The organism is Streptomyces sp. NPDC052101 (assembly GCF_040680235.1).
GTDB lineage: Bacteria > Actinomycetota > Actinomycetes > Streptomycetales > Streptomycetaceae > Streptomyces.
In genome coordinates, this window is sequence record NZ_JBFAWH010000001.1 from 566,976 (window position 1) to 588,363 (window position 21,388).

Annotated in this window: 13 protein-coding genes and 1 pseudogene; 5 read left to right on the plus strand and 9 right to left on the minus strand. The window is 72.8% G+C overall.

All coding sequences use genetic code 11. From position 1 onward, the window contains the following. Positions 1-33: 33 nt before the first annotated feature. Positions 34-836: pseudogene (locus AB0L75_RS02490) on the minus strand (Tat pathway signal sequence domain protein). Between the two features lie 197 nt (positions 837-1,033). On the opposite strand from AB0L75_RS02490, the gene glgX reads away from it, so the two are divergent. Further along, positions 1,034-3,151 (plus strand): glycogen debranching protein GlgX, encoded by a 2,118-nt coding sequence (gene glgX / locus AB0L75_RS02495; protein ID WP_365174223.1) that lies wholly within the window; start codon positions 1,034-1,036, stop codon positions 3,149-3,151. Between the two features lie 636 nt (positions 3,152-3,787). Continuing rightward, the gene (gene treY / locus AB0L75_RS02500) at positions 3,788-6,163 is read left to right on the plus strand and encodes a malto-oligosyltrehalose synthase (protein WP_365174225.1); all 2,376 of its coding nucleotides are present in this window, start codon (positions 3,788-3,790) and stop codon (positions 6,161-6,163) included. A 55-nt stretch (positions 6,164-6,218) separates the two neighbouring features. Here the strand turns inward: treY and AB0L75_RS02505 are convergent, their stop codons facing one another. Continuing rightward, positions 6,219-7,121, minus strand: coding sequence for a LysR family transcriptional regulator (locus tag AB0L75_RS02505; protein ID WP_365174871.1), 903 nt, complete (start codon positions 7,119-7,121; stop codon positions 6,219-6,221). Between the two features lie 96 nt (positions 7,122-7,217). Between AB0L75_RS02505 and AB0L75_RS02510 the strand changes: the two genes are divergently transcribed. Further along, the gene (locus AB0L75_RS02510; protein WP_365174228.1) at positions 7,218-8,783 is read left to right on the plus strand and encodes a dihydrolipoyl dehydrogenase; all 1,566 of its coding nucleotides are present in this window, start codon (positions 7,218-7,220) and stop codon (positions 8,781-8,783) included. 138 nt (positions 8,784-8,921) lie between these two features. Then, positions 8,922-10,172: a M14 family zinc carboxypeptidase gene (locus AB0L75_RS02515; protein ID WP_365174230.1), complete on the plus strand. Its 1,251-nt coding sequence runs from the start codon at positions 8,922-8,924 to the stop codon at positions 10,170-10,172. A gap of 85 nt (positions 10,173-10,257) precedes the next feature. On the opposite strand, the gene AB0L75_RS02520 is transcribed toward AB0L75_RS02515, so the two are convergent. Together AB0L75_RS02520 and AB0L75_RS02525 are read right to left on the minus strand one after the other, a co-directional pair. Beyond that, positions 10,258-10,683: a subtilase-type protease inhibitor gene (locus AB0L75_RS02520; RefSeq protein ID WP_365174232.1), complete on the minus strand. Its 426-nt coding sequence runs from the start codon at positions 10,681-10,683 to the stop codon at positions 10,258-10,260. Between the two features lie 116 nt (positions 10,684-10,799). After that, positions 10,800-11,351, minus strand: a complete 552-nt coding sequence (locus tag AB0L75_RS02525) for a DUF1707 and FHA domain-containing protein (RefSeq protein ID WP_365174234.1) — start codon at positions 11,349-11,351, stop codon at positions 10,800-10,802. 191 nt (positions 11,352-11,542) lie between these two features. On the opposite strand from AB0L75_RS02525, the gene treZ reads away from it, so the two are divergent. After that, the gene (gene treZ / locus AB0L75_RS02530) at positions 11,543-13,288 is read left to right on the plus strand and encodes a malto-oligosyltrehalose trehalohydrolase (protein WP_365174236.1); all 1,746 of its coding nucleotides are present in this window, start codon (positions 11,543-11,545) and stop codon (positions 13,286-13,288) included. A 73-nt stretch (positions 13,289-13,361) separates the two neighbouring features. On the opposite strand, the gene AB0L75_RS02535 is transcribed toward treZ, so the two are convergent. The 5 genes from AB0L75_RS02535 to cyc2 form a co-directional block, all read right to left on the minus strand. Continuing rightward, positions 13,362-14,291, minus strand: a complete 930-nt coding sequence (locus AB0L75_RS02535; protein ID WP_365174238.1) for an aminoglycoside phosphotransferase family protein — start codon at positions 14,289-14,291, stop codon at positions 13,362-13,364. Between the two features lie 66 nt (positions 14,292-14,357). Then, positions 14,358-15,485: an aminopeptidase P family protein gene (locus tag AB0L75_RS02540; RefSeq protein ID WP_365174241.1), complete on the minus strand. Its 1,128-nt coding sequence runs from the start codon at positions 15,483-15,485 to the stop codon at positions 14,358-14,360. 1,004 nt (positions 15,486-16,489) lie between these two features. After that, positions 16,490-17,071 carry a PDZ domain-containing protein gene (locus AB0L75_RS02545; RefSeq protein WP_365174243.1) on the minus strand — a complete coding sequence of 194 codons (582 nt, stop codon included), beginning with the start codon at positions 17,069-17,071 and terminating at the stop codon, positions 16,490-16,492. Positions 17,072-17,180: 109 nt separating this feature from the next. Beyond that, on the minus strand, positions 17,181-19,067 hold the full coding sequence (gene phsA / locus AB0L75_RS02550) for an O-aminophenol oxidase PhsA (protein ID WP_365174245.1): 1,887 nt from the start codon (positions 19,065-19,067) through the stop codon (positions 17,181-17,183). Positions 19,068-19,198: 131 nt separating this feature from the next. Then, positions 19,199-21,361, minus strand: coding sequence for a germacradienol/geosmin synthase Cyc2 (cyc2, locus tag AB0L75_RS02555; protein ID WP_365174248.1), 2,163 nt, complete (start codon positions 21,359-21,361; stop codon positions 19,199-19,201). Positions 21,362-21,388: the final 27 nt, after the last annotated feature.

Sequence of the window (21,388 nt, forward strand, 5' to 3'; positions counted from 1 at the left end):
CACAGGAGGGGCGGGTGTGCGGAGACGTTCGGGTCAGCCGCGGTCGAGGGCGGCGACCTTGCGCGCGCTCAGGTCGATCACCAGCGACCTGGTGTCGATCCAGGGCCCGTTCACGGCCTTGGTGAACAGCCGGACGCACCGGTGCACACCGCATGCGTCGAGGTCCGCGGGCTGGGCGCCCGGGGCCGCCCGGTAGACGCCGCCGCTCAGCAGCAGCTGGTCCGGGGAGGTGAGTTCCCTGCCGGTGGGGTCCTTGTAGTCCGCCTTCAGGCCCGCGCCGAGCGGGGCGGCGATCAGGAGCCGGGCGGCCTCGGTGTTCTCGGCCCGGCTCGGCGGCGGCTGCACGCCCCGCTCGGTGCCGGTCCGCTCGGCCTTGCCGGTGTCCAGGTCGACGGTCCTGGTGACGAGGGTGTCGTTCCGGTAGTCGTAGAAAACGATGTCGGCCCGTCGCGGCGCGTCGGCCGCGTCGGTCTCGCCGGCCTCGGGTTCGGCGAGGTCGACGCTCAGACGCTGCGGCCCGCGGCCGCCGTCGACGTTCTCGCCGGAGTTCAGCAGCTGCCGGTCCAGGGCGATGTTCTCGACCCGCCGGATCTCGTCGTCGGTCAGCGGGTCCCGGCCGATGCCCCTGCCGCTCTCGGCGGGCGCCCGTTCCGCCAGTGCGGGCCGGACCGCGTCCGGCTCCTGACCGGCCCGGGGCCCCCGCCTCCCGGTCCTGCCGACGTGTCCGCCCCGGCCGTGCCCGGCAGCGTGATCGCGACCATCGCGGCGGTCCCCACGGCCGCGACGGCCGCCGCGGCCACTAACTTGCCCAGATGGCGATGCACTGTCTCACGCACACTGTCCCCCTGTTCCCCGTGGTACTCGGGGAGTACGTGTTGCCCCACTGGTGCGGCACACAGCGGATACGGGAGCCGCCGGATGCGCTGATCGGTGGGTAAGAGGGACGTAAGGCAGGGGAGGTTCCGTCACTTTCGGGCAGACTCGGGGGCCAACGCGGCCCCAGGGCGGCGGCACACCTGGGAGAGTCGTATCCATGCAGGTCTGGCCTGGACAGGCGTATCCGCTCGGCGCCACCTACGACGGCGCCGGAACCAACTTCGCGATCTTCACGGAGGCCGCGGACCGAGTAGAGCTGTCTCTGCTGCACGACGACGGCTCGGAGACGGCGGTGGAACTGCGCGAGAGCGACGCTTTCGTGCGGCACGCGTACGTGCCGGGCGTGATGCCGGGGCAGCGGTACGGGTTCCGGGTGCACGGCCCGTACGACCCCGGGCGCGGGCTGCGCTGCAACTCCGCGAAGCTGCTCCTCGACCCGTACGCGAAGGCGATCAGCGGCACGACCCGGTGGGGCGAGGAGGTGTACGGCTACCACTTCGGCTCCCCGGACAGCCGCAACGACCTCGACTCGGCGCCGCACACCATGGCCTCGGTGGTGATCAACCCGTACTTCGACTGGGGCGACGACCGGCCGCCGCGCACCGAGTACCACCACACGGTGATCTACGAAGCCCATGTCAAGGGCCTGACCATGCGTCACCCGGGGCTGCCGGAGGAGCTGCGCGGCACCTACGCGGCGCTCGCGCATCCGGCGATCGTCGACCATCTGACGAAGCTCGGGGTGACGGCCCTGGAGCTGATGCCCGTTCACCAGTTCGTGAACGACCACCGGCTGGCCGACCTGGGCCTGAGCAACTACTGGGGCTACAACACCATCGGTTTCTTCGCCCCGCACAACGCGTACGCCTCCTGGGGCGACCGCGGCCAGCAGGTGCTGGAGTTCAAGTCGGCGGTCCGGGCGCTGCACGAGGCCGGGATCGAGGTCATCCTGGACGTCGTCTACAACCACACCGCCGAGGGCAACCATCTGGGCCCGACGCTGTCCTTCAAGGGCATCGACAACGCGTCCTACTACCGGCTCGCGGACGACCCGCGCTACTACACGGACACCACGGGCACCGGGAACTCGCTGCTCATGCGGTCCCCGCACGTGCTCCAGCTGATCATGGACTCGCTGCGGTACTGGGTCACCGAGATGCATGTCGACGGCTTCCGCTTCGACCTCGCGGCCACGCTGGCCCGGCAGTTCCACGAGGTGGACCGGCTGTCGTCGTTCTTCGACCTGGTGCAGCAGGACCCGGTGGTCTCCCAGGTGAAGCTGATCGCCGAGCCCTGGGACGTGGGCGAGGGCGGCTATCAGGTGGGCAACTTCCCGCCGCTGTGGACCGAGTGGAACGGCAAGTACCGGGACACGGTGCGGGACCTGTGGCGGGGCGAGCCGCGGACGCTCGCCGAGTTCGCCTCCCGGCTGACCGGATCGTCGGACCTGTATCAGCTCGACGGACGCCGGCCGCTGGCCTCGATCAACTTCGTGACCTGCCACGACGGCTTCACGCTGCACGACCTCGTCTCGTACAACGACAAGCACAACGCGGCCAACGGCGAGGACAACCGGGACGGCGAGAGCCACAACCGGTCCTGGAACTGCGGGGTGGAGGGCGACAGCGACGACCCGGAGGTGCTCCGGCTGCGCGCCCGGCAGATGCGGAACTTCATCGCCACGCTGATGCTGTCCCAGGGCGTGCCTATGATCAGCCACGGCGACGAGTTCGCCCGCAGTCAGCGCGGCAACAACAACGCCTACTGCCAGGACAACGACATCGCGTGGGTGCGCTGGCCCGAGGAGGACGGAGATCCTCGGGATCTGCTGGAGTTCACGCGCGCGATGGTGTGGCTGCGCCGGGACCACCCGGTCCTGCGCCGGCGCCGCTTCTTCCACGGCCGTCCGGTGGAGGGCACCCACGACGAACTGTCCGACATCGCCTGGTTCACCCCGGAGGGCTCGGAGATGACCCAGCGGGACTGGGACTCGGCACGGGCGTCCGCGCTGACGGTGTTCCTGAACGGCAACGCGATCTCCGAGCCCGGCACGCGCGGGGAGCGCATCGCCGACGACTCCTTCCTGCTGATGTTCAACGCCTCCCCGGAGCCGCTGGACTTCCTGGTGCCGGTCAACCACGGCCGGCAGTGGCAGGTGGTCGTCGACACGGGCCATCCGGAAGGGGGGCCGCCGGGTTCCGGCGCCAAGGTCGCGGCGGGCGACCGGATCACCTTGCCCGACCGCAGCCTGACGGTGCTGCAGCGGCCGACGTAGCGAACCGGGCCGAGCCGGTGCCGGCAGCCCCCAGGAGCCCCCTAGCGGGCTGCCGGTCCCCCGCCTGGTCCTCCTCCCGAGCCGGCGGTGCGGGCGCATGCCGGGCGGGGGGCTTGGCGGGCGGCTTGGCATGGGGATGCGGGGGCGGGATCTTCGCGGCCGGGTGCGAGGGTGGGTGCCGCGCGGGCGAGTCCCTCGTGCACGGGTGTGACGTCGGGGCGTCCGTGTTCGGGTGTGGCTGCGGGCTGCTCGTGGGCAGCAGCGGTGACGGGCTGCTCGGGGGTGGGTGTGGCGCGGGGTGATTCGTGCGTGGGTGCCATGAGTCGGGCCGTGGGGTGCAGGGCGAAGCCGCTGCCGCAGGCTGCCACCAGCAGGCGGCGGTGCTCGCCCATCCGGCCCTGCCGACGAGCGGCACCGTGGCGCCCGCGGCGGCCCCCAGAAGGGCCAGGACGGGCGCGGGCGGGCCCCTGAGCGCTCCGGCGACATCAGGCGGATCACCTGACGGTAGGTGGCCCGTGCCCGACGTCGGGCAGAGGTCTCCCCCCTGGTTCCCGTCGCTCGAAGTCAGGCACGCGTGCGTGGGTCCCTGCAGGGGCCGATGACACGAAAGGCGGCGGGGTGGGTACGTACGTTTCCATGACTTCTGCGCGATCCGGACCGGGGGTGCCCACGGCCACCTACCGCCTGCAGCTCCAGCCCGCGTTCCCGTTCGCCGCCGCCGCCGCGGCCGTACCGTATCTGGCGTCGCTCGGCGTCTCGCACCTGCACCTGTCCCCCGTCCTGGAGGCCGTGCCGGGCTCCACGCACGGCTATGACGTGGTGGACCACGCGCGCGTACGCGAGGAACTGGGCGGTGAGGAGGGCCTGCGGTCGCTGGCGCGTACCGCGCGGGAGCACGGTCTTGGCCTGGTCGCGGACATCGTGCCGAACCACATGGCGATGTCACCCCGGCACAACCGCGCCCTGTGGGAGGTGCTGCGCGAAGGGCCCGGCTCGCCGTACGCGCGCTGGTTCGACATCGACTGGGAGGCGCGGGGCGGGCGGGTGCTGCTGCCGGTGCTCGGCGGTCCGGTCGGCTCGCAGCGGGAGCACCTCGTGGTCGACGGCGATGTGCTGCGCTACCACGAGCACGCCTTCCCGCTGCGTGCCGGAACCGAGCACCTGCCGCTGCCGAAGCTGCTCGACGCCCAGTGGTACCGCCCGGTGTGGTGGCGGCTGGCCCGCACCGAGCTGAACTACCGGCGGTTCTTCACCATCTCCGAGCTGATCGGGGTGCGCGTGGAGGACCCGGAGGTGTTCGACGCCACCCATGCCAAGATCCTCCAGCTGCTCGGCGAAGGCGTGCTCGACGGGCTGCGCGTCGACCATCCGGACGGGCTCGCCGACCCCGACGGCTATCTCGCCCGGCTGCACGGGGCGACCGGCGGGCGCTGGACGGTGGTGGAGAAGATCCTCGCCGACGGCGAGCGGCTGCCGGAGTCCTGGCCCGTCGCCGGCACCACGGGCTACGACGCCCTGCGCCGGATCGACGGCTTGTTCACGGATCGGACGGGGGCGTACGAACTGCTCGGCCGGTACCGGGCGTTCGCGGCTCCGCAGACGGACCGGGGCGGCAACTGGGAGGCGACGGTGCGGCGGGCCGCGTACAAGGTGCTCACGTACGAGCTGGCCGCCGAGGCCGACCGGCTCACCCGGGTCGCCACCCGGCTGTGCGCATCCTCGCCGGACCTCGCGCTGCACGACCGGGCTCCCTGGGCGCTGCGCACGGCCGTGGAGGAACTGCTGGTCCGGCTGCGGGTGTACCGGCCGTACGGCTCCGGTGACGCCTCCGCCGTCGTCACCGAGGAGGCCGCCGAGGAGGCCCGGCTCGCCTTCGTGGTGCCCGAGGAGGCGGATGCCGTCGGCGTCGTGCGCGCGCTGCTGGTCGAGCCGCCCGGTGACGCCTCGGCCCCGGACCACGCCGACCGGGAGGAGTTCCGTACCCGGTTCGCGCAGACCGCTTCGGCGCTGCGCGCCAAGTCGGTGGAGGACACCGCGTTCTACCGCTATGTGGCGTTGCTGTCGGCGACCGAGGTCGGCGGCGATCCCGGGCGGCCGGGGGTGTCCCCGGAGGAGTTCCACGCGTACTGCGCGCGCGTGCAGCGCGACTGGCCGGGCACCGGCACGGTGGTCTCCACGCACGACACCAAGCGCAGCGCCGATGTCCGCGCCGCGCTGGCCGTGCTCACCGAGTGCTCCGGCCGGTGGGCGGAGTTGCTGGCCGAGGTGAGCCGCTCCGACGAGGACATCAGCGCACCGGACGGACAGCTGGCCTGGGCAGCCTGGCAGACGGTGTTCGGGCTGGGGCCCGCCGAGGAGGAGCGGGTCCGGCAGGCGTTGCTGAAGCATGTGCGCGAGGCGGGCATGTACACCAGCTGGACGGAGCAGGAGCCGCCGTACGAGGAGGCGGTGGCCGCGTTCGTCGCCGCCGGTCCGTGCGGGCCGCCGGGCGAGCGCGTGGCGGCGTTCCGCAAGGCGCTGGAGCCGCACATCCGGGCCAACGTCCTCGGCACCGCCCTGGTCCATCTGACGATGCCGGGGGTGCCGGACGTGTACCAGGGTACGGAGGGCGAGTACCGGGCGCTGGTGGACCCGGACAACCGGCGGCCGGTGGCGTTCCCGCCCGGTCTCCCCGGCGAGAAGGACGCGCTGACGGCGGCGGCGCTGCGGCTGCGGGCCCGGCGCCCCGACGCCTTCGGCACGGCCGCGTCCTACGCTCCCCTGGCCGCCGAGGGCCCGGCCGCCGGGCACTGTGTGGCGTTCGCGCGCTCCGGTGCGGTGGTCACGGCGGTGACCCGGCTGTCACTGCGGCTCTCGGAGACGGGCGGCTGGCACGGGACACGGCTGGCGCTGCCGCCCGGGCGGTGGGCGGACGTGCTCACGCCGGGGCGGGAGTTCACCGGCGACGCGCGCGTGGCGGACCTTTTCGAGCGGCAGCCGGTGGTGCTGCTGGAGCGGGTCGGGGAGGGGTGAGAAGCGCCGGTCCGGGCTCGGGCCCCTCTTCGGGGCTCAGTGGGCCGGACAGGCTCTAGTGGGCCGGAGAGGCTCTCGGGGCGGGCCAGGTGGCACGCAGGAGGTCCGTGAAGGCCCCGGCCGCGCCGGTGGGCGGTACGCGCGCGTAGACGGTGAGGGAGCGCTTCCAGGCCGGGTCGGGGGTGAGGATCACACAGTCCTCGCCCACGGCACCGCGCACGACGTCGGCCGACGCGGCGCACACCCCGACCCCGGCGGCGGCCATCCGCACGGCCGTCGAGCTGTGTTCGGTCCACACGGCGGTCCGCGGCCTGAATCCGGCCTGCCCGCAGGCCCAGTCGAGGAAGCGCTCGCCGTGCACGACGGGTTCCAGCGCACAGCGGACCCAGGCCCGGTCGGCGAGTTCGGGCAGCGTCACCGTCGTACGGCCGGCGAGCGGGTCGTCGAACGGGACCACCAGGACGAGTTCCTCCTCGCCGACGGGGACGACGGTGCCGGGCGGGTCGGAGGGCTTCGGGCCGAAGGCCAGGTCGGCGGTGCCGCGCTGCACGGCCTCCTCCAGCGCCTCGGCGGTGGCGTACTCGTGCAGGCGCAGCAGCACCCGCGGGTGGGCCGCGCGCCAGCGGGCGAAGACGTCGGGCAGGACGCCCACGGCCAGGGAGTGCAGGGTGGCGACGTGCAGTTCGCCGCCCTCGGCGCCGGCGGTGGCGCGGGCCGCGCGGCGAGCCTGCGCGGCGCTGCGGACGGCGAGTTCGGCGTGCGGCAGGAAGGCCCGCCCCATCGGGGTGAGGCGCACGCCGCGGGCCATGCGCTCCAGCAGGGCGCCGCCGACCGACTTCTCCAGGGCCTTGATCTGGTGCGAGAGCGCGGGCTGCGTCACATGCAGGACGTCCGCCGCGCGCGTGAACGACACCTCGTGGACGACCGTGACGAAGTACTCCATCTGCCGCAGGCTCAACTCCGCGCCCTCCCCCGGCATCCATAAGCATCCTGCATGGCTTCCACAAGAACATTGCCTTGGACTCATGGCAAGGGACGGGCGGAGGGTGAGGGCATGAGCACATGGACCACGAACACGACGGACGTCCTCGTCATCGGCGGGGGCACGGGCGGCTACAGCACGGCTCTGCGCGCCGCCGCCCTCGGGCTGGACGTCGTCCTCGTCGAACGCGACATGGTCGGCGGAACCTGTCTGCACCGGGGCTGCATCCCGAGCAAGGCGATGCTGCACGCCGCCGAACTGGTCGACGGCATCGCCGAGGCGCGCGAGCGGTGGGGTGTGAAGGCCACGCTGGACTCGATCGACTGGGCGGCGCTGGTGGCCACGCGGGACGACATCGTGGCGCGCAACCACAAGGGGGTCGAGGCGCATCTGGCGCACGCCGGGGTGCGGGTGGTGCGGGGCAGCGCACGACTGACGGGGACGCGCGCGGTGCGCGTGGAAGGCGTGCGTACGGATACGGATTCCGCGCCGGGCACGCTGGATGTGCACGCGCAGGACCCGCACGCCTCTGTCACGCGCCCGCGCACCGGTTCCGCGCCGGGCGCGCACCCCGGTTCCACTCCCAGCGCGCGGCTCGGATCCGCGCTCGGCGTGCGTGACTTCACCGTGCGCCGTGGGATCGTCCTCGCGACCGGCTCACGCCCGCGCACGCTCCCGGGCCTCGTGCCGGACGGGCGCCGCGTCGTGACCAGCGACGACGCGCTGTTCGCGCCGGGGCTGCCGGCGTCCGTCCTGGTGGTGGGCGGGGGCGCGATCGGCGTGGAGTACGCCTCCTTCCATCGGTCCATGGGCGCGGAGGTCACCCTGGTCGAGGCCGCGGACCGGATCGTGCCGCTGGAGGACGCCGATGTGAGCCGGCATCTGACGCGCGGCCTGAAGAAGCGCGGCATCGACGTCCAGACGGGCGCTCGGCTGCTGGACGCGGAGGTGCTGGAGAGCGGCGTACGCGCGCGTGTGCGCACCGGGCGGGGCGAGATACGCACGGTGGAGGCGGAGCGGCTGCTGGTGGCCGTCGGCCGGGCACCGGTCACCGAGGGCCTCGGCCTGGACGCGGCCGGTCTGACGACGGACGCGCGGGGGTTCGTCGTACCGGCCGACTGGAACCGGCTGGAGACGGCCGTGCCGGGTGTCCATGTTGTCGGGGATCTGCTTCCGCCGCCCTCGCCGGGCCTCGCGCACGCCTCGTTCGCGGAGGGCCTGCTGGTCGCCGAGACGCTGGCGGGGCGGGTGTCGGCCCCGGTGGACTACGCGGCCGTGCCCCGGGTGACGTACTCCTCGCCGCAGACCGCCTCGGTGGGGCTGACCGAGACGGAGGCACGCGCGCGTGGGCGCGCGGTCGAGGTCAACACGATGCCGCTGACCGCCGTGGCCAAGGGGATGGTGCACGGCCAGGGCGGTCTGGTGAAGGTGGTCGCCGAGGCCGGCGGCGGGCAGGTGCTCGGCGTGCACCTGGTCGGCCCGAACGTGTCCGAGATGATCGCCGAGAGCCAGCTGATCGTCGGCTGGGACGCCGAGCCCGCCGACGTGGCCCGGCATGTGCACGCGCACCCCACACTGTCGGAAGCGGTGGGTGAGGTGTTCCTGACCCTCGCGGGACGCGGCCTGCACCAGCAGTGAGCGCACGGCACGCACCGCCCGCGCCGCGCCCCCGGGACTGTGTCCGGGCGCCCCCGGTAGCCTCCCCCGCCGCACGCTTGACAGTTCACCCGCCGCGTGCGGGACTTGGAGGGCGAAGCCGGGCGGAACAAGTCGGGGGTGAGTCTTCTGCCGGAGCTGCGCTACCCCAGCGTTCCCGAACTGGTCGCCTCCGCGAAGGCGTTGGCCGCTCAGGAACCCGGGCTGTGCTCGCTCAGGCAGGTGGGCGTATCCCGCGCGGGAAGACCCTTGCACCTGCTGTCGGTGGGGCACGCCCGGCGGGCGGTGCTGGTGGTGGCCGGCGCCCACGCCAACGAGCCGACCGGGGGCTCCACCCTGCGGGTGCTGGCCGAACGAGTACTGGCCGAGCGGGAGTTGCGGACGGACACGTCCTGGCACTTCCTGCTGTGCGCGGATCCGGACGGCGCGAGCCTGCATGTCACGCCGGCGCCGCGCAGTCTGCTCGACTACCACTTCGGCTTCTACCGGCCGACGGGCGCGGAGCAGCCGGAGTGGTCACCGTCCGTGCTGCCGCCGGACCGGCTGCCGCCCGAGACCCGGGCGCTGACCGGGGTGATCGACGAGTTGCGGCCCTACCTCCAGGTGACCCTGCACGGCACCGATCTGGGCGGCAGCTGGGTGCAGCTGACCAGGGACGTGCCGGGGCTCGCCGAGCCCTTCGCCAAGTCCGCTGCGCAACTGCACATCCCGGTGGAGACGGGCGCCTCGGACGCCGCCGGCTGGCCGGCCTCCGGACCCGGGGTGCATGTCATGCCCGGGCCGGAGACGGGCGCCGCCTACCCGAGCATGCCGGACGACGCACGGCACAGCACCTGGTACCACGCGCACCGCTACGGCGGTCTGACGGCCGTGGTGGAGGTGCCGATGTGGGCCAGCGACCTGGTGGACGACCCGGCTCCGCACCCGGCTCCGGCGGCGGCGATGCGACGCCTGGCGCAGCGGCTGCTGCGGGACGCGCTGGAGGTGGAGGGGGTGCTCAGCGAGGCGCTGCCCCGCCTCGACGGCGAGGACGGCCCGCTGCTGCGGGCGGCGCGCTGGGCGCTGGAGCTGATCCCGGGCCTGGCCGAGGACTGGATCCACACGCAGCCCGCCGGTACGACCATGGCGTATGTCGGCAGTGTGGACGCCTTCGGGCGGCGGCTGCCGCTGCGGGCGGCGGCGATGCTGCTGCGGGTGCTGCGGGAGACGGACGACCGGGCGGCACCGCGCCTGGAACAGCTCGTCACGACCTGGTGCGATGCCTTCGCGGCGCGGTTCAGGGCCCGTTGGGTGCCGTTGGAGCACCAGGTGGAGCACCAGTCCCGTACGGTGCTGGTGGCGGCGCAGCAGGCCCGCGAGCGGCCGGCCTGAGGCCTGCGCACCACCGACCGCGCCGCGCCGCCCGACAGCCCCTGCGGCGCACGGCAGCTCGTCCCGCGCCGCCCTGCGGCCGGGCTCAGTGCTCCGTGTCGAACACCGCTCCCGTCCGCGCCTCCATGGCGCACTTGCTGGTGTAGGTCTCCTGGTAGTCGACCGGCCGTCCGTTCCACTGCCCGTGCGCGCTGACGGTCACGGGGGCGTAGATCATCGGGCAGAAGACCTTCTTCTGCGGGATGCGGGCGATGTCGCCCTCCGCGGCCGAGAGTTCACCGCAGGCCTCGGCCGCGCGCGCGTACCCCAGGGGCATCGGGTCGCACAGCAGCAGCGTGCCGTGCTTGTCGCCGGACTGGGCGGTCTCACCCTTGACGACGGTGAGGTAGAGCCAGTTGTCGGAGAGGGGGAACGCTACGCGGGGGGCCGCCTGGGCCGGGGCCGCGGCGAGGAGACCGGCGCAGGCCAGCAGGGCACCGGCGGCCGCGGTCACTCGGGAGATGTACGTCATGCCCGATGCATCGGCACACCGGGCCCGGTTCCACAGCCCGGCTCACCCGATCGGTCCGGCACGCGCCCGTGCGGGTGAGCCGATTCGAACACGGGCGGCCCGCCGCTCAGCCCGTCTCAGCTCACGGCGAGCCGGAACGCCATCCTGCCGAAGGCGACCTGGTCGCCCTCGCGGACGACGACCGAGCCGATCACCCGGCGGCCGTTGACCGTGGTGCCGTTGGTGGAACCGAGGTCGCGCAGGACCCACAGGCCGCCCTGGCGCCTGAGTTCGGCGTGCACACGGGAGACGGTCTCGTGGTTCAGGCGCAGCCCGTTGGCCGGGTCGCGGCCGATGCGCAGCGGGTGGGTGTGCGCGGGGTTCGGCAGCAGCAGCTTGGGCAGCCGCTCGGCCTGCCAGGCCCGGCGCAGCCGTACGGTGAACCCGGAGACGGCCTCGACGGTGCCGAGGACCGCGCGGGAGAAACGGTTCTCTTGGGGTAGGTCGGCGACGAGGGCGGCCAGTTCGTCGCTGCGCCGGGCGGCCAGCGCCAGTTCCATGCGGCGCACGAACGTGTCGTGCGAGAGCCGGCCCAGGGCGACGCCGTCGCGCAGCACCTGCAGCGCCTTGTCACGCTCCGCGTCGGACAGCCGCGCGGGGTACGTGGAGAACTCGAAGGACGACGTCACGCTGGTGATTGTCGGTCAGTGAACCCCGGGTGTCCAGAAAACGGGGAATCGGCACCGAACCGCGCGTACGGCCACGACACCACCGGGAAAGGGCATATTCGAAGGCGGATCGATCGTCCGGGCGGGCACGATGGGGACCGCGGGACATCACGGTGAGCAGGCGATCCATCACAGACGAAGGGGAACCGTCCGTGCAGTTCGAGGTGTGGGCACCGCAGGCAGACCGAGTGACGCTCCATTGCGAGGGCGCCACGCGCGCGTTGGCGCGCGATCCCGAGCGTGCGGGCTGGTGGACGGGGGAGGCGGAGGCCAGGGACGGCGCCCGGTACGGGTTCGCACTGGACGACGGTCCCGTGCTGCCCGACCCGCGCTCGCGCCGCCAGCCGGACGGCCCGGACGGGCTGAGCGCGGTCGTGGAGCACGCGCGGCACGCGTGGCGTACGCGCTGGGCGGGGCGGGGGCTGCCGGGTGCCGTGCTGTACGAGCTGCACGTGGGCACGTACACCCCCGAGGGCACCCTGGACGCGGCGGCGGCCCGGCTGGGGCATCTGGCGGAACAGGGCGTCACGCATGTGGAGTTGATGCCGCTGTGTCCGTTCCCGGGGCGGCACGGGTGGGGGTACGAGGGGGTGTCGCCGTGGGCGGTGCACGAGCCGTACGGCGGCCCGGAGGCACTGAAACGCTTCGTCGACCGGGCGCACGAACTCGGTCTCGGCGTCGTCCTGGATGTCGTGCACAACCACTTGGGCCCGTCCGGCAACCACCTGCCCGCGTTCGGGCCGTACTTCACCGACCGGCACCACACGCCGTGGGGTTCGGCGGTGAACCTGGACGCGCCGGGCTCGGACGAGGTGCGCGCCTTCCTCGTCGGCAGCGCGCTGGCGTGGCTGCGGGACTACCGGATCGACGGTCTGCGGCTGGACGCGGTGCACGCGCTGCACGACACGCGCGCGTGCCACTTCCTGGAGGAGCTGTCGGCGGCCGTGGACGGCCTCGCCGGGGAGCTGGGCCGGCCGCTCTTCCTGATCGCCGAGTCGGACCTGAACGACCCGCGGATCATCACCTCGCGCGCGGAGCACGGCCTCGGGTTGCACGCGCAGTGGAACGACGACTTCCACCACGCCCTGCACACCGCGCTGACCGGCGAGTCGCAGGGCTACTACGCGGACTTCGCACGGGCTCCGTTCGCCGCGCTCGCCAAGACGCTGACCGGCGGCTACTTCCACGACGGCACGTACTCCAGCTTCCGGGGCCGGCACCACGGCCGGCCGCTGGACCGCGCGCGGACGGCCGGGCATCGGCTGCTCGGCTACAGCCAGACCCACGACCAGGTCGGCAACCGCGCCCAGGGCGACCGGCTCTCCGCCCGCCTCTCCCCCGGGCTGCTGGCCTGCGCGGCGACGCTGACGCTGGCCTCGCCGTTCACGCCGATGCTGTTCATGGGCGAGGAGTGGGCGGCGGGCACGCCCTGGCAGTTCTTCACCGACCACACCGATCCGGAACTGGCCGAGGCGGTACGGCGAGGCAGGCGGCGGGAGTTCGCGGCGCACGGATGGGCCGAGGAGGACGTACCGGACCCGCAGGATCCGGCGACGCGGGACCGCTCCGTCCTGGACTGGTCGGAGCCGGAACGCGAGCCCCACGCGCGCGTGCTCGGCTGGTACCGGCGGCTGATCGCGCTCCGGCACGAGCAGCCGGACCTCACCGACCCCGACCTGGCCGACACGAGGGTGGCGTACGACGAGGAGTCCCGCTGGCTCGCGTTCCGGCGCGGTGACGTACGCGTGGTGGTGAACCTCGGCAAGGAGCCGGCCGCGATCCCCCTGGGCTCCCGCCCCGCACTGGTCCTCGCGGCCTGGGACCAGGTCGAGCCGCCGGGCCCCGACGGGCTCCTCCAGGTGCCCGGCGAGTCCTGCGTGATCCTGACCCAGCCCTGAGCCGGAGCGGGCGGCCCACGGCTGTCACCGGCTACGGGCTCCGACGGGTGCCGCCGTCGGAGCCCTTCGGCTGCTACTCGTCGTCCTTGAAGTCCGTCAGGCGCTCCAGCAGGATCGGCTCCCAGGCACGGTCCAGCTGGGTGCGCAGAAGCGGCAGGGGACTGTCGTCGCGGCCCTCCACGCGGTCGGCGAGGCGGATGACGGTGTCGCAGCGGGCCAGCCACAGGCCGCGCAGGCAGGGGCGGGCACCGTAGCCCGCAAGGGTGGCCGCGCGTACCGCCGCGCCGGAGCCGACCGCGAGGACGAGCCCGGCGATGTCCTCGGCCGGGTCGCCCAGGGCCGCGTCGGTCCAGTCGAGGACGCCGCGCACCCTGCCCTCGGCGCTGACCACCAGATGCTCGCCCTTGAGGTCGTGGTGGACCAGTACGGCGGTGCCGGGCTGGGTGGCGAGCTGGGCGGCGCCGGGCGGGGTGAGCTGGAGCAGCCGGGCGGCGTCGAACTCGTCGGCGGCGGCGAGGCGTTCGGCCGCGTGCACCGCCATGCGGCGCAGCGCCTCCAGGGAGCGCGGGGCGGGGCGCGGCACGCCGAGCGCCTCGGCTTGCCGTACCGGGACCGCGCGCAGCCCGGTGAGCAGCCCGGCGAGGTCGGCCTCGCCGACGGCCGAGACGTCGTGCTCCTCGGCGGTGCCGCCGGAGATCGCGGTGTCGAGGGTGTAGCCGAGGCCCGGTGCCCACTCGCCGTGCGCCACGCTGACCGGGACGGTGACGGGGACGTGCGGCCGTACGAGGTCACGCAGGCGCAGTTCGCGGCGCTGGCGCAGGGAGGCCTCGCGGTCGGGGGCGAGCCGCAGCACATGGCGGGTGCCGACCCACCACGTGGAGTGCTCGCCGCCCTCCGTCACAGGCCGCACATCGGGTCCCGCAGTACCGTCGCCGCCCTCCTTGAGCAGCGAACGGACCAGTCTGCGGACCGTGTCCGCGGTGGGTGTCGGTGCCTGGGTCATGGGTCGCGCGTCGCCGTTCCGGGATGAAGTCGAGGATGCCTCTCCTGGGTCTCTCCGTGTCGTGTCTCAGTCCACTATGACCATCTCGCGCGTGGTGTTGTTGAGGCGGCGGCCGCCGTCCTCGGTCACCGTGACGATGTCCTCGATGCGCACCCCGAAGCGGCCGGGCAGATAGATCCCGGGCTCGACGGAGAAACACATGCCGGGCACGAGGGGCTGTTCCTCGCCCTCGATCATGTACGGCGGCTCGTGCGTGGTGACGCCGATGCCGTGCCCGGTGCGGTGGATGAAGTACGGGCCGTAACCGGCCTCGGTGATCACCGCGCGGGCGGCGCGGTCGACCTCCTGGCAGGCCGCGCCCGGCCGTACGGCCCGGAAGCCCGCCTCCTGGGCCTCGCGCACGATGTCGTGCACCCGGCGCTCCTCCACGGTCGGCTCGCCCACGTGGACCGTGCGGGTGGTGTCGGAGCCGTAGCCGTCCTTCAGGCCGCCGAAGTCCAGGACGACCATGTCGCCGTGCCGGATGACGCGGTCGCCGACCTCGTGGTGCGGATTGGCGCCGTTGGGGCCCGAGCCGACGATGGTGAAGTCGACCTGGGAGTGGCCGAAGCGGCGCAGCAGGTCCGCGAGGTCGTGGCCGACGTCGGACTCTCGGCGGCCGGCGAAGGGAACCTTCCGGATCTCCTCGAACGTTGCGTCCGCAGCGGCTCCGGCTGCCGCGAGGAGGTCGAGTTCCGCCGCGTCCTTGACGGCGCGCAGCATGGGGAGGGCGTCGGTGAGAGAGGCGTAGGAGGTGTCGGGCAGGGTCCGCTGGAGGCCCAGCAGATGCATGGCCCAGGTGTTGTCACTGATGCCGAACCGGCCGTGGCCGTCGAGAAGGGCGGCGGTGACCGCGTAGGGGTCCTTGCCGTCGGTCCAGTCGCGCAGGGTGAGCGCGGACGCGCCGGTCGCGTGCTCGGCGTCGGGGGCCTCCAGGGTCGGCACGACGAGCACGGGATCGTGGCCGGGGGTGAGGACCAGCACGGTGAGCCGTTCGGTGACGGCGGTCGGCGTGTAGCCGCTCAGCCAGACCATGTCCGGCCCCGGTGCCACGAGCAGCCCCGCGAGGCCGGCGTCAGCCGCGGAGCGCGCGGCGCGCTCCATACGGGCCCTGTAGTCGGCGGCGGTGAAGGGCGCGGGCGTACTACCGGTCATCCGGGCCTCCGAGCGCGGGTGCGGGTGCGGAAACGGGCGAGGGCGTCTCGGGCAGCATCCTGCCCGGCCGGACAGGCTCACGCGAGCCGATCGCCGGTGCTCCCCGCGAGATGCGGTCGGCGCGAAAGGGACTCGGCATGGGGCCATCATGACGCGCGGGGCGGACAGTGACCAACGGGTTTCCCGGGGTGACGGCCAGGCTGAGGGGAACGGGGTCGGGGGCGCGGGCCCCGAAATCGCGGGAGCGAGGGACTGGATCGGGGTCATGGGGCACAGAACTGCGGCCACGAGCCCGAGATCGGGGGCGCAAGGCCCGGATCGAAACCGCGCGACACGCGATCCCGGCCGCAAGGCACAGATCCCGAGCCGCGAGGCACGGAACCGCGGCCGCGGCCCCGAGGTCAGGCGTGCGAGGCACACACCGAAACGGCGCGGGACGCGGTCGCGGTCGCAAGGCACGGAACCCGAGCCGCCAAGCCCGAAACCCGAGCCGCGAGGCACGGAACCGCAGCCGCAGGCCCGAGAACAGGGGCACAAGGCACGGATCGAAACCGCGCGGCACGGAACCGGAGCCGCGAGGCCCGGAACCGCAGCCCCGGGCCCCGAGAACAGGCCCGCAAGGCACACACCGAAACCGCGCGACACGCGATCCCGGCCGCGAGGCAGCGAACGCGGCGGGCCACGGGCCCCGAGATCAGGGGCGCGAGGCACGGAACCTGGCCCCAGAGCCGGAACCGGAGCCGTGGGCCCCGGGATCGAGGGCGCTGGCCCCGGGGTACACGGAGCCGTGAGGCCCGGGAGCGGGGCCATGAGGCCCGGAATCAGGGCCATGAGATCCGGAACCAGGGCCATGAGGCCCGGAACCAGGGCCATGAGGCCCGGAACCAGGGCCATGAGGCCCGGAACCAGGGCCATGAGGCCCGGAACCAGGACCGCGAACCCCGGAACCAGGACCGCGAACCCCGGAACCAGGACCGTGCCGTGGGGGCGTAGGGCGTGGTCGGTCAGGTCAGTACGCCGGGGACGGCTGCCAGCTGTTGGTAGCCCCCGTGGCTGTGGCGGACGGTGAGGAGTACCGGTTTTCCGGGGCGTGCGTGGGCCACGGCCCGGGCGAGGTCGGCGGCGGTGTCGACGCGGGCGGAGCCGAACTGCAGCAGGACGTCCCCGCGGACCAGGCCGGCCGCATAGCCGGGGCCGGGCACGTGCACGCCCACGACCACCGCGCCCGCCTTGTCCGCGTCGACGGCCTCGATGCCCAGGGTCGCCCCGGACAGGGCGGCCGCGGCGGGGCCGGGGGTGACGGCGGGGGTGGGGGTGGTGGGTGTGGCCGTGGTCGGCGGCGCGGCCGGCCGGGACTGACGCTGCAGCTCGGCGAGCCTGCTCATACCGATCACCGTGGCACCGACCGTGCCGATGCCCACCCCCGACAACACCAGCACGGTACTGGTGAACAGCACGAACAACACCGTCCGCAGCCGCCGTCCGCGCCGGGGCGCGGCATGCGGGCGGTGGGCGGGGCCGGGGGTGCCACCCTCCCGCCGGTCCTGACCAGGCATGGGCTTGGGACGCAACGCAGTCTGTTCCATGGTTCGCTCGCCTCCGGCTGGTGCTCTACCCGGAGCACCGGGCCGCGACGAGACACGAACGAGTGAGACTGGCCGGAGGGTGGCGGAGGGTAGTCATCACACCCTGGGCTCAGCCCGGGTGTCCGTTGTGCCCCTCTCCGTGACCGCCGTGCCCGGCGCCGTGGTCGAACTTCATGGCCGCGGCCGGCATGACGACGAAGGGCCGCATCATGCCCATGTCCTCGTGCTCCAGCAGATGGCAGTGGTACATGAACCGGCCGTACGCCCCGTCGAAGCGGCCCATCACCCGCAGCATCTGGCTGCCCGGCACCCGGAAGACGTCCTTGTTGCCCCGCTCGTTGGGCGCGAGCGGGATCGCCCGGCCGGCGTCGTACCGCAGCGGTGTACGGGTGCCGCCGACGGCCGGGTCGAAGCCCGAGACGTCGTAGGCGTCCCGGCCGAGCAGCTGGAAGTCGGCCAGATGGATGTGCATGGGATGGACGATGGGCGCGAGGTTGAGGAAGCTCCACTGTTCGTAGCCGCCCTCAGCGATGGTGAAGCCGAGTCCGTCGTTGAACGTCCGGGAGGTGCGCCGGTATGTCTTCGTGGTGCCGTCGGGCCCGGTGACCTGCACGATGCCGTCGGCCGGCAGCTGCAGGCCGCTCGGATCCTCGACCTCGGTCAGCTCCCAGATCTCCGGGTGGCCGCCGGCGCCCTTGGTGGCGGGCGGCGTGAGCAGGATCAGGCGATGGTTGTGCGGGAGGTCGTGGGTGAGGCGGCGGAAGGCGCCGGAGAGCACCTCGGGCAGTTCGAAGGTGTCCTCCTCGCACGACTCGCGGACCCGGAACTCCAGGGCGTCCGGGTAGCGCACGTCTCCGGCCGGGTCGGGCACGCCCGCCGGCTGATTGCGGCCCTTGTTCACCAGCCGCACGGTCCGGCCCGCGAGCGCGCGGAAGTCGACCAGCAGGTCGAAGCGCTCGGCCGGCGCGGCGGTCAGCGTGGGCAGGTCGCCGTCGAAGTCGACCGGCACGGGGCGCGGCAGCAGCCCGCCGTCGCTGCCGATCTGGTGCACGACGCCCGGCACCGGGTTGCCGTCCTCGTCGATCAGCACGAGTTCGAAGATGCGCGCGTTCGAGGCGTTGACCAGCCGGAAGCGGTGCCAGGCGGCGTCCACTTCGGCGTACGGCCAGATGCGGCCGTTGACCGTGGTGTACGGGCCGGTGAACGGGATGGAGACCGGCTTTCCGGTCTCCGGGTTGCTCTGCTGGACGATCACCGTCTTGTGCAGCAGCCGGCCGTTGAGCCGGCCGTCCTCGTCGGTGTCGAGGTTGCGGTCGGCGAGCAGCAGCGGAATCTCCCGCTCCCCGGACGGCAGACGCAGGGCGTCCTCCTCCTCGTCACGGACGAGGTAGGTGCCGTACAGGCCGGTCATCACGTTCCACCGGGTGATGTTCATGGCGTGGTCGTGGTACCACCACTGCACCGCCTGGTGGTCGTTGGGGTACTCGGACAGCTGGGCGTCGCCGTACCCGACGGCGTTGTCCGCCCAGCCGTCGTTGCCGCCGCCGGTCTGGGCGCCGTGCAGATGGGTCACCGTCCAGGCGGGCAGGGCGGCGACGTCCTTGTCCGGCTCTACGCCCTCGCGGCCGGGCTCGGTGGTGGCGGGCGGGGTGCCGGGTGTGCGGGCGGGCACCTCGACGGAGGTGACCGGGTACTCGGCGTCCTTCGGTATGCGGTTGGTCCAGGCGATGCGGACGCGCTGCCCGCGCCGCACCTCGATGGTCGGGCCGGGCACATGGCCGTCGTAGCCCCACATCAGGGTCGGCGGCAGTTGCGGGTGCAGGCGCACCCAGGTCGGGCGGACGGCGATCTCGGTCTCGCGCAGGACGTCGTCCGCGGCGGGACGCAGGACGGGCGGGACGGGTAACGGCGTGACATACGGCGTCAGTTCGTCCGCCGTCGGCGCCTGCTTCCCCGCGGCGCCCTCTTCGGTGAGCCTGTCGATGATCTCGGTCAAGATCGAACACCCCCGTGTGTTCGCGACTGGTTGTTCCCCTTGCCCCAGAAGACTCCTGAAGGCTCACCGAAGTTCCCAGAATGCCCGATTCCGTACGCGAAGACTCCGCGACGGTCAGCCGAGCGCAACGGTCAGCCGAGCGAGACGGCCAGTGCGGCGGGCGGGCGGTCGGGCAGGAAGCCGTGTGAGCGGCGGCCCAGCCACTCGGCCCGGTAACGGTCCACGGCCCGGTGCCAGTTCAGGGTTCCGGCCATCCAGTTCTGCAGGTCGAGCACATAGCCCGCCATGGCGGCCCGCCCCTCCTCCGACAGCTCGAAGTCGTCGTACAGGACGGGCAGTTCGTGCGCGACGACGTGCTCGAACTGCCGCATGCGCTGGGTCGTCAGGTCGTGTACGACGCGGAGTGCGGTCGGGTAGTCGACGCCGAAGAAATTCTGCACCACCAGGACGGAGTTGTGGATCTCGCCCTCGTACTCGATCTCCTTCTGGTACGAGAAGATGTCGTTGACGAGGCAGCCGTAGTCGATGGCGGCGTTCTCCAGAGAGCGCACCGGGCCGCTGCGGTACACCTCCGGCGGGACGGCGGGGCCGTGGCCCATACGGCACAGGTTCAGCGTGAGGTCGGAGCCGAAGGTGGCGCGCCGCATCTCCAGGTAGTCGACCGGGTCGGGGATCCGGTTCTGGAGCTGGTTGGACAGCTCCCACACCCAGCTCTCGGTCATCACGTCCACGGAGTCCTTGAGGGTCTGCCGCTGCCCGGTGCTCATCCCGGCGGTCGTGCGCACCCACAGGTCGGTCAGCCCGCGTTCCATGGCGTTGGCGGGGACGATGGCCGGCTCGCCCTCGACAGGCATGCACTGCGACAGCCGGGCCGTGGCCAGGCGGGCGGCGACGAGGTCCCGGCGGCGGCCGTGGACCAGCGGGTAGTAGTCGTCGGCGTACGTCCCCCAGGCGAGCCACTGGGCGCTGAGGTCGAGGGCCTCGGGGGTGGCGTCCGGGTCCAAGCCGGCGGAGGACAGCGCGGGGTCGGCGGCGGCGAGCCTGTTCTCGTCCCAGACGCCGTCTTCGAGGATGCCCATACGGTGCGACCAGGCGATGAGGTTGCGCCGGGCGCCGTCCAGGTGGGGGCTCAGGCTCACCTCGTAGGGCATGTGGAACTCGGGCAGGAGCGAAGGGCCGACCTTCTGGTAGGGCACATGGGTGTGGGCGCGCAGGCGTTCCCTGGCGGCGGAGGCGAGCAGTGCGCCGACGTCGGCGGCGGAGGTGCCGGGGTGGCTCAGGAGCTGCCAGGGCGAGTCGGCGCGCGCGCCCTTGTTCATGTAGCGGCTGGAGCGCAGGTGCCATTCATGGCCGCCCGACTGCCAGTCCTGAAGTCCCTTGGCGTAGGCGGCGATCGCGGCGACCTGGTCAGGGGAGAGACCTTTCTCCAGTGCCACGGCGGGGACTTCGGTGAACGCGGTGTGCTCGAACTGGTGCAGCCGTGAGGTGAGGATGTCGTTGACGGTCTCGGCGGCCTCCTGCGTCGTACAGCCGAAGAACCTCTCCAGGACGAGGACGCCGTTGCTGTTCTCGCCCTCGTCCTCGACCTCGCGCTGGTAGGAGAACAGGTCGTTGCGCAGGTGGACGGCGTCGGCGAACGTCTCCATGAGGACGCGCAGCGGCCGGGTGCCGGCGACGGCGGCGGGCACCTCGGCGTTCGCGTACTCGACGAGCCCGGCGGACCAGGGGGCGCCGCCCACCTTGCGGCGCATCTCGATGTACTCGACGGGGTTGGCGATCCGGCCCTCGTTGATGTTCGCCAGCTCCCACATCGACTCGTTGAGCAGATGCTCGGTGGCCACGGAGAAGCGGCGGCGCCAGTCCGCGGACATCGACGGCACCGTGCGCTCCCAGAGGTCCTTCAGGCCCGCCTCGACGGGATTCTCCGGCTCGGGCACAGGAGTCGACGGGCCCAGCGGCATGAACAGCGGCAGGCGGTCCAGATGGGCCTTTCCGGCGGCGCGGTCCTGGGTGCGCTTGAACATGTCGAGGAAGTGGTCGTCGAAGAAGAACACCCACACGTACCAGTCGGTGATCAGCGAGAGAGCGGGGCCGTCGCAGTCGGGGTGGGTGTAGGCGCACAGGAGTCCGTAGTCGTGCGCCTCCAGGTCGGCCTGGTCCCAGATCCCGGAGCCTTCCAGCATGCCCATCGCGCGTGCCCACTCGGTGGAGTGGGCCCGGGCCTCGTCGAGGTGCGGGTTGAGCCGCGCGGGATACGGCATGTAGAAGCGCGGGAGTTCGAACGGCTGCGTCATGGCCGGGGCCCTACCCGCGGCCCCCGA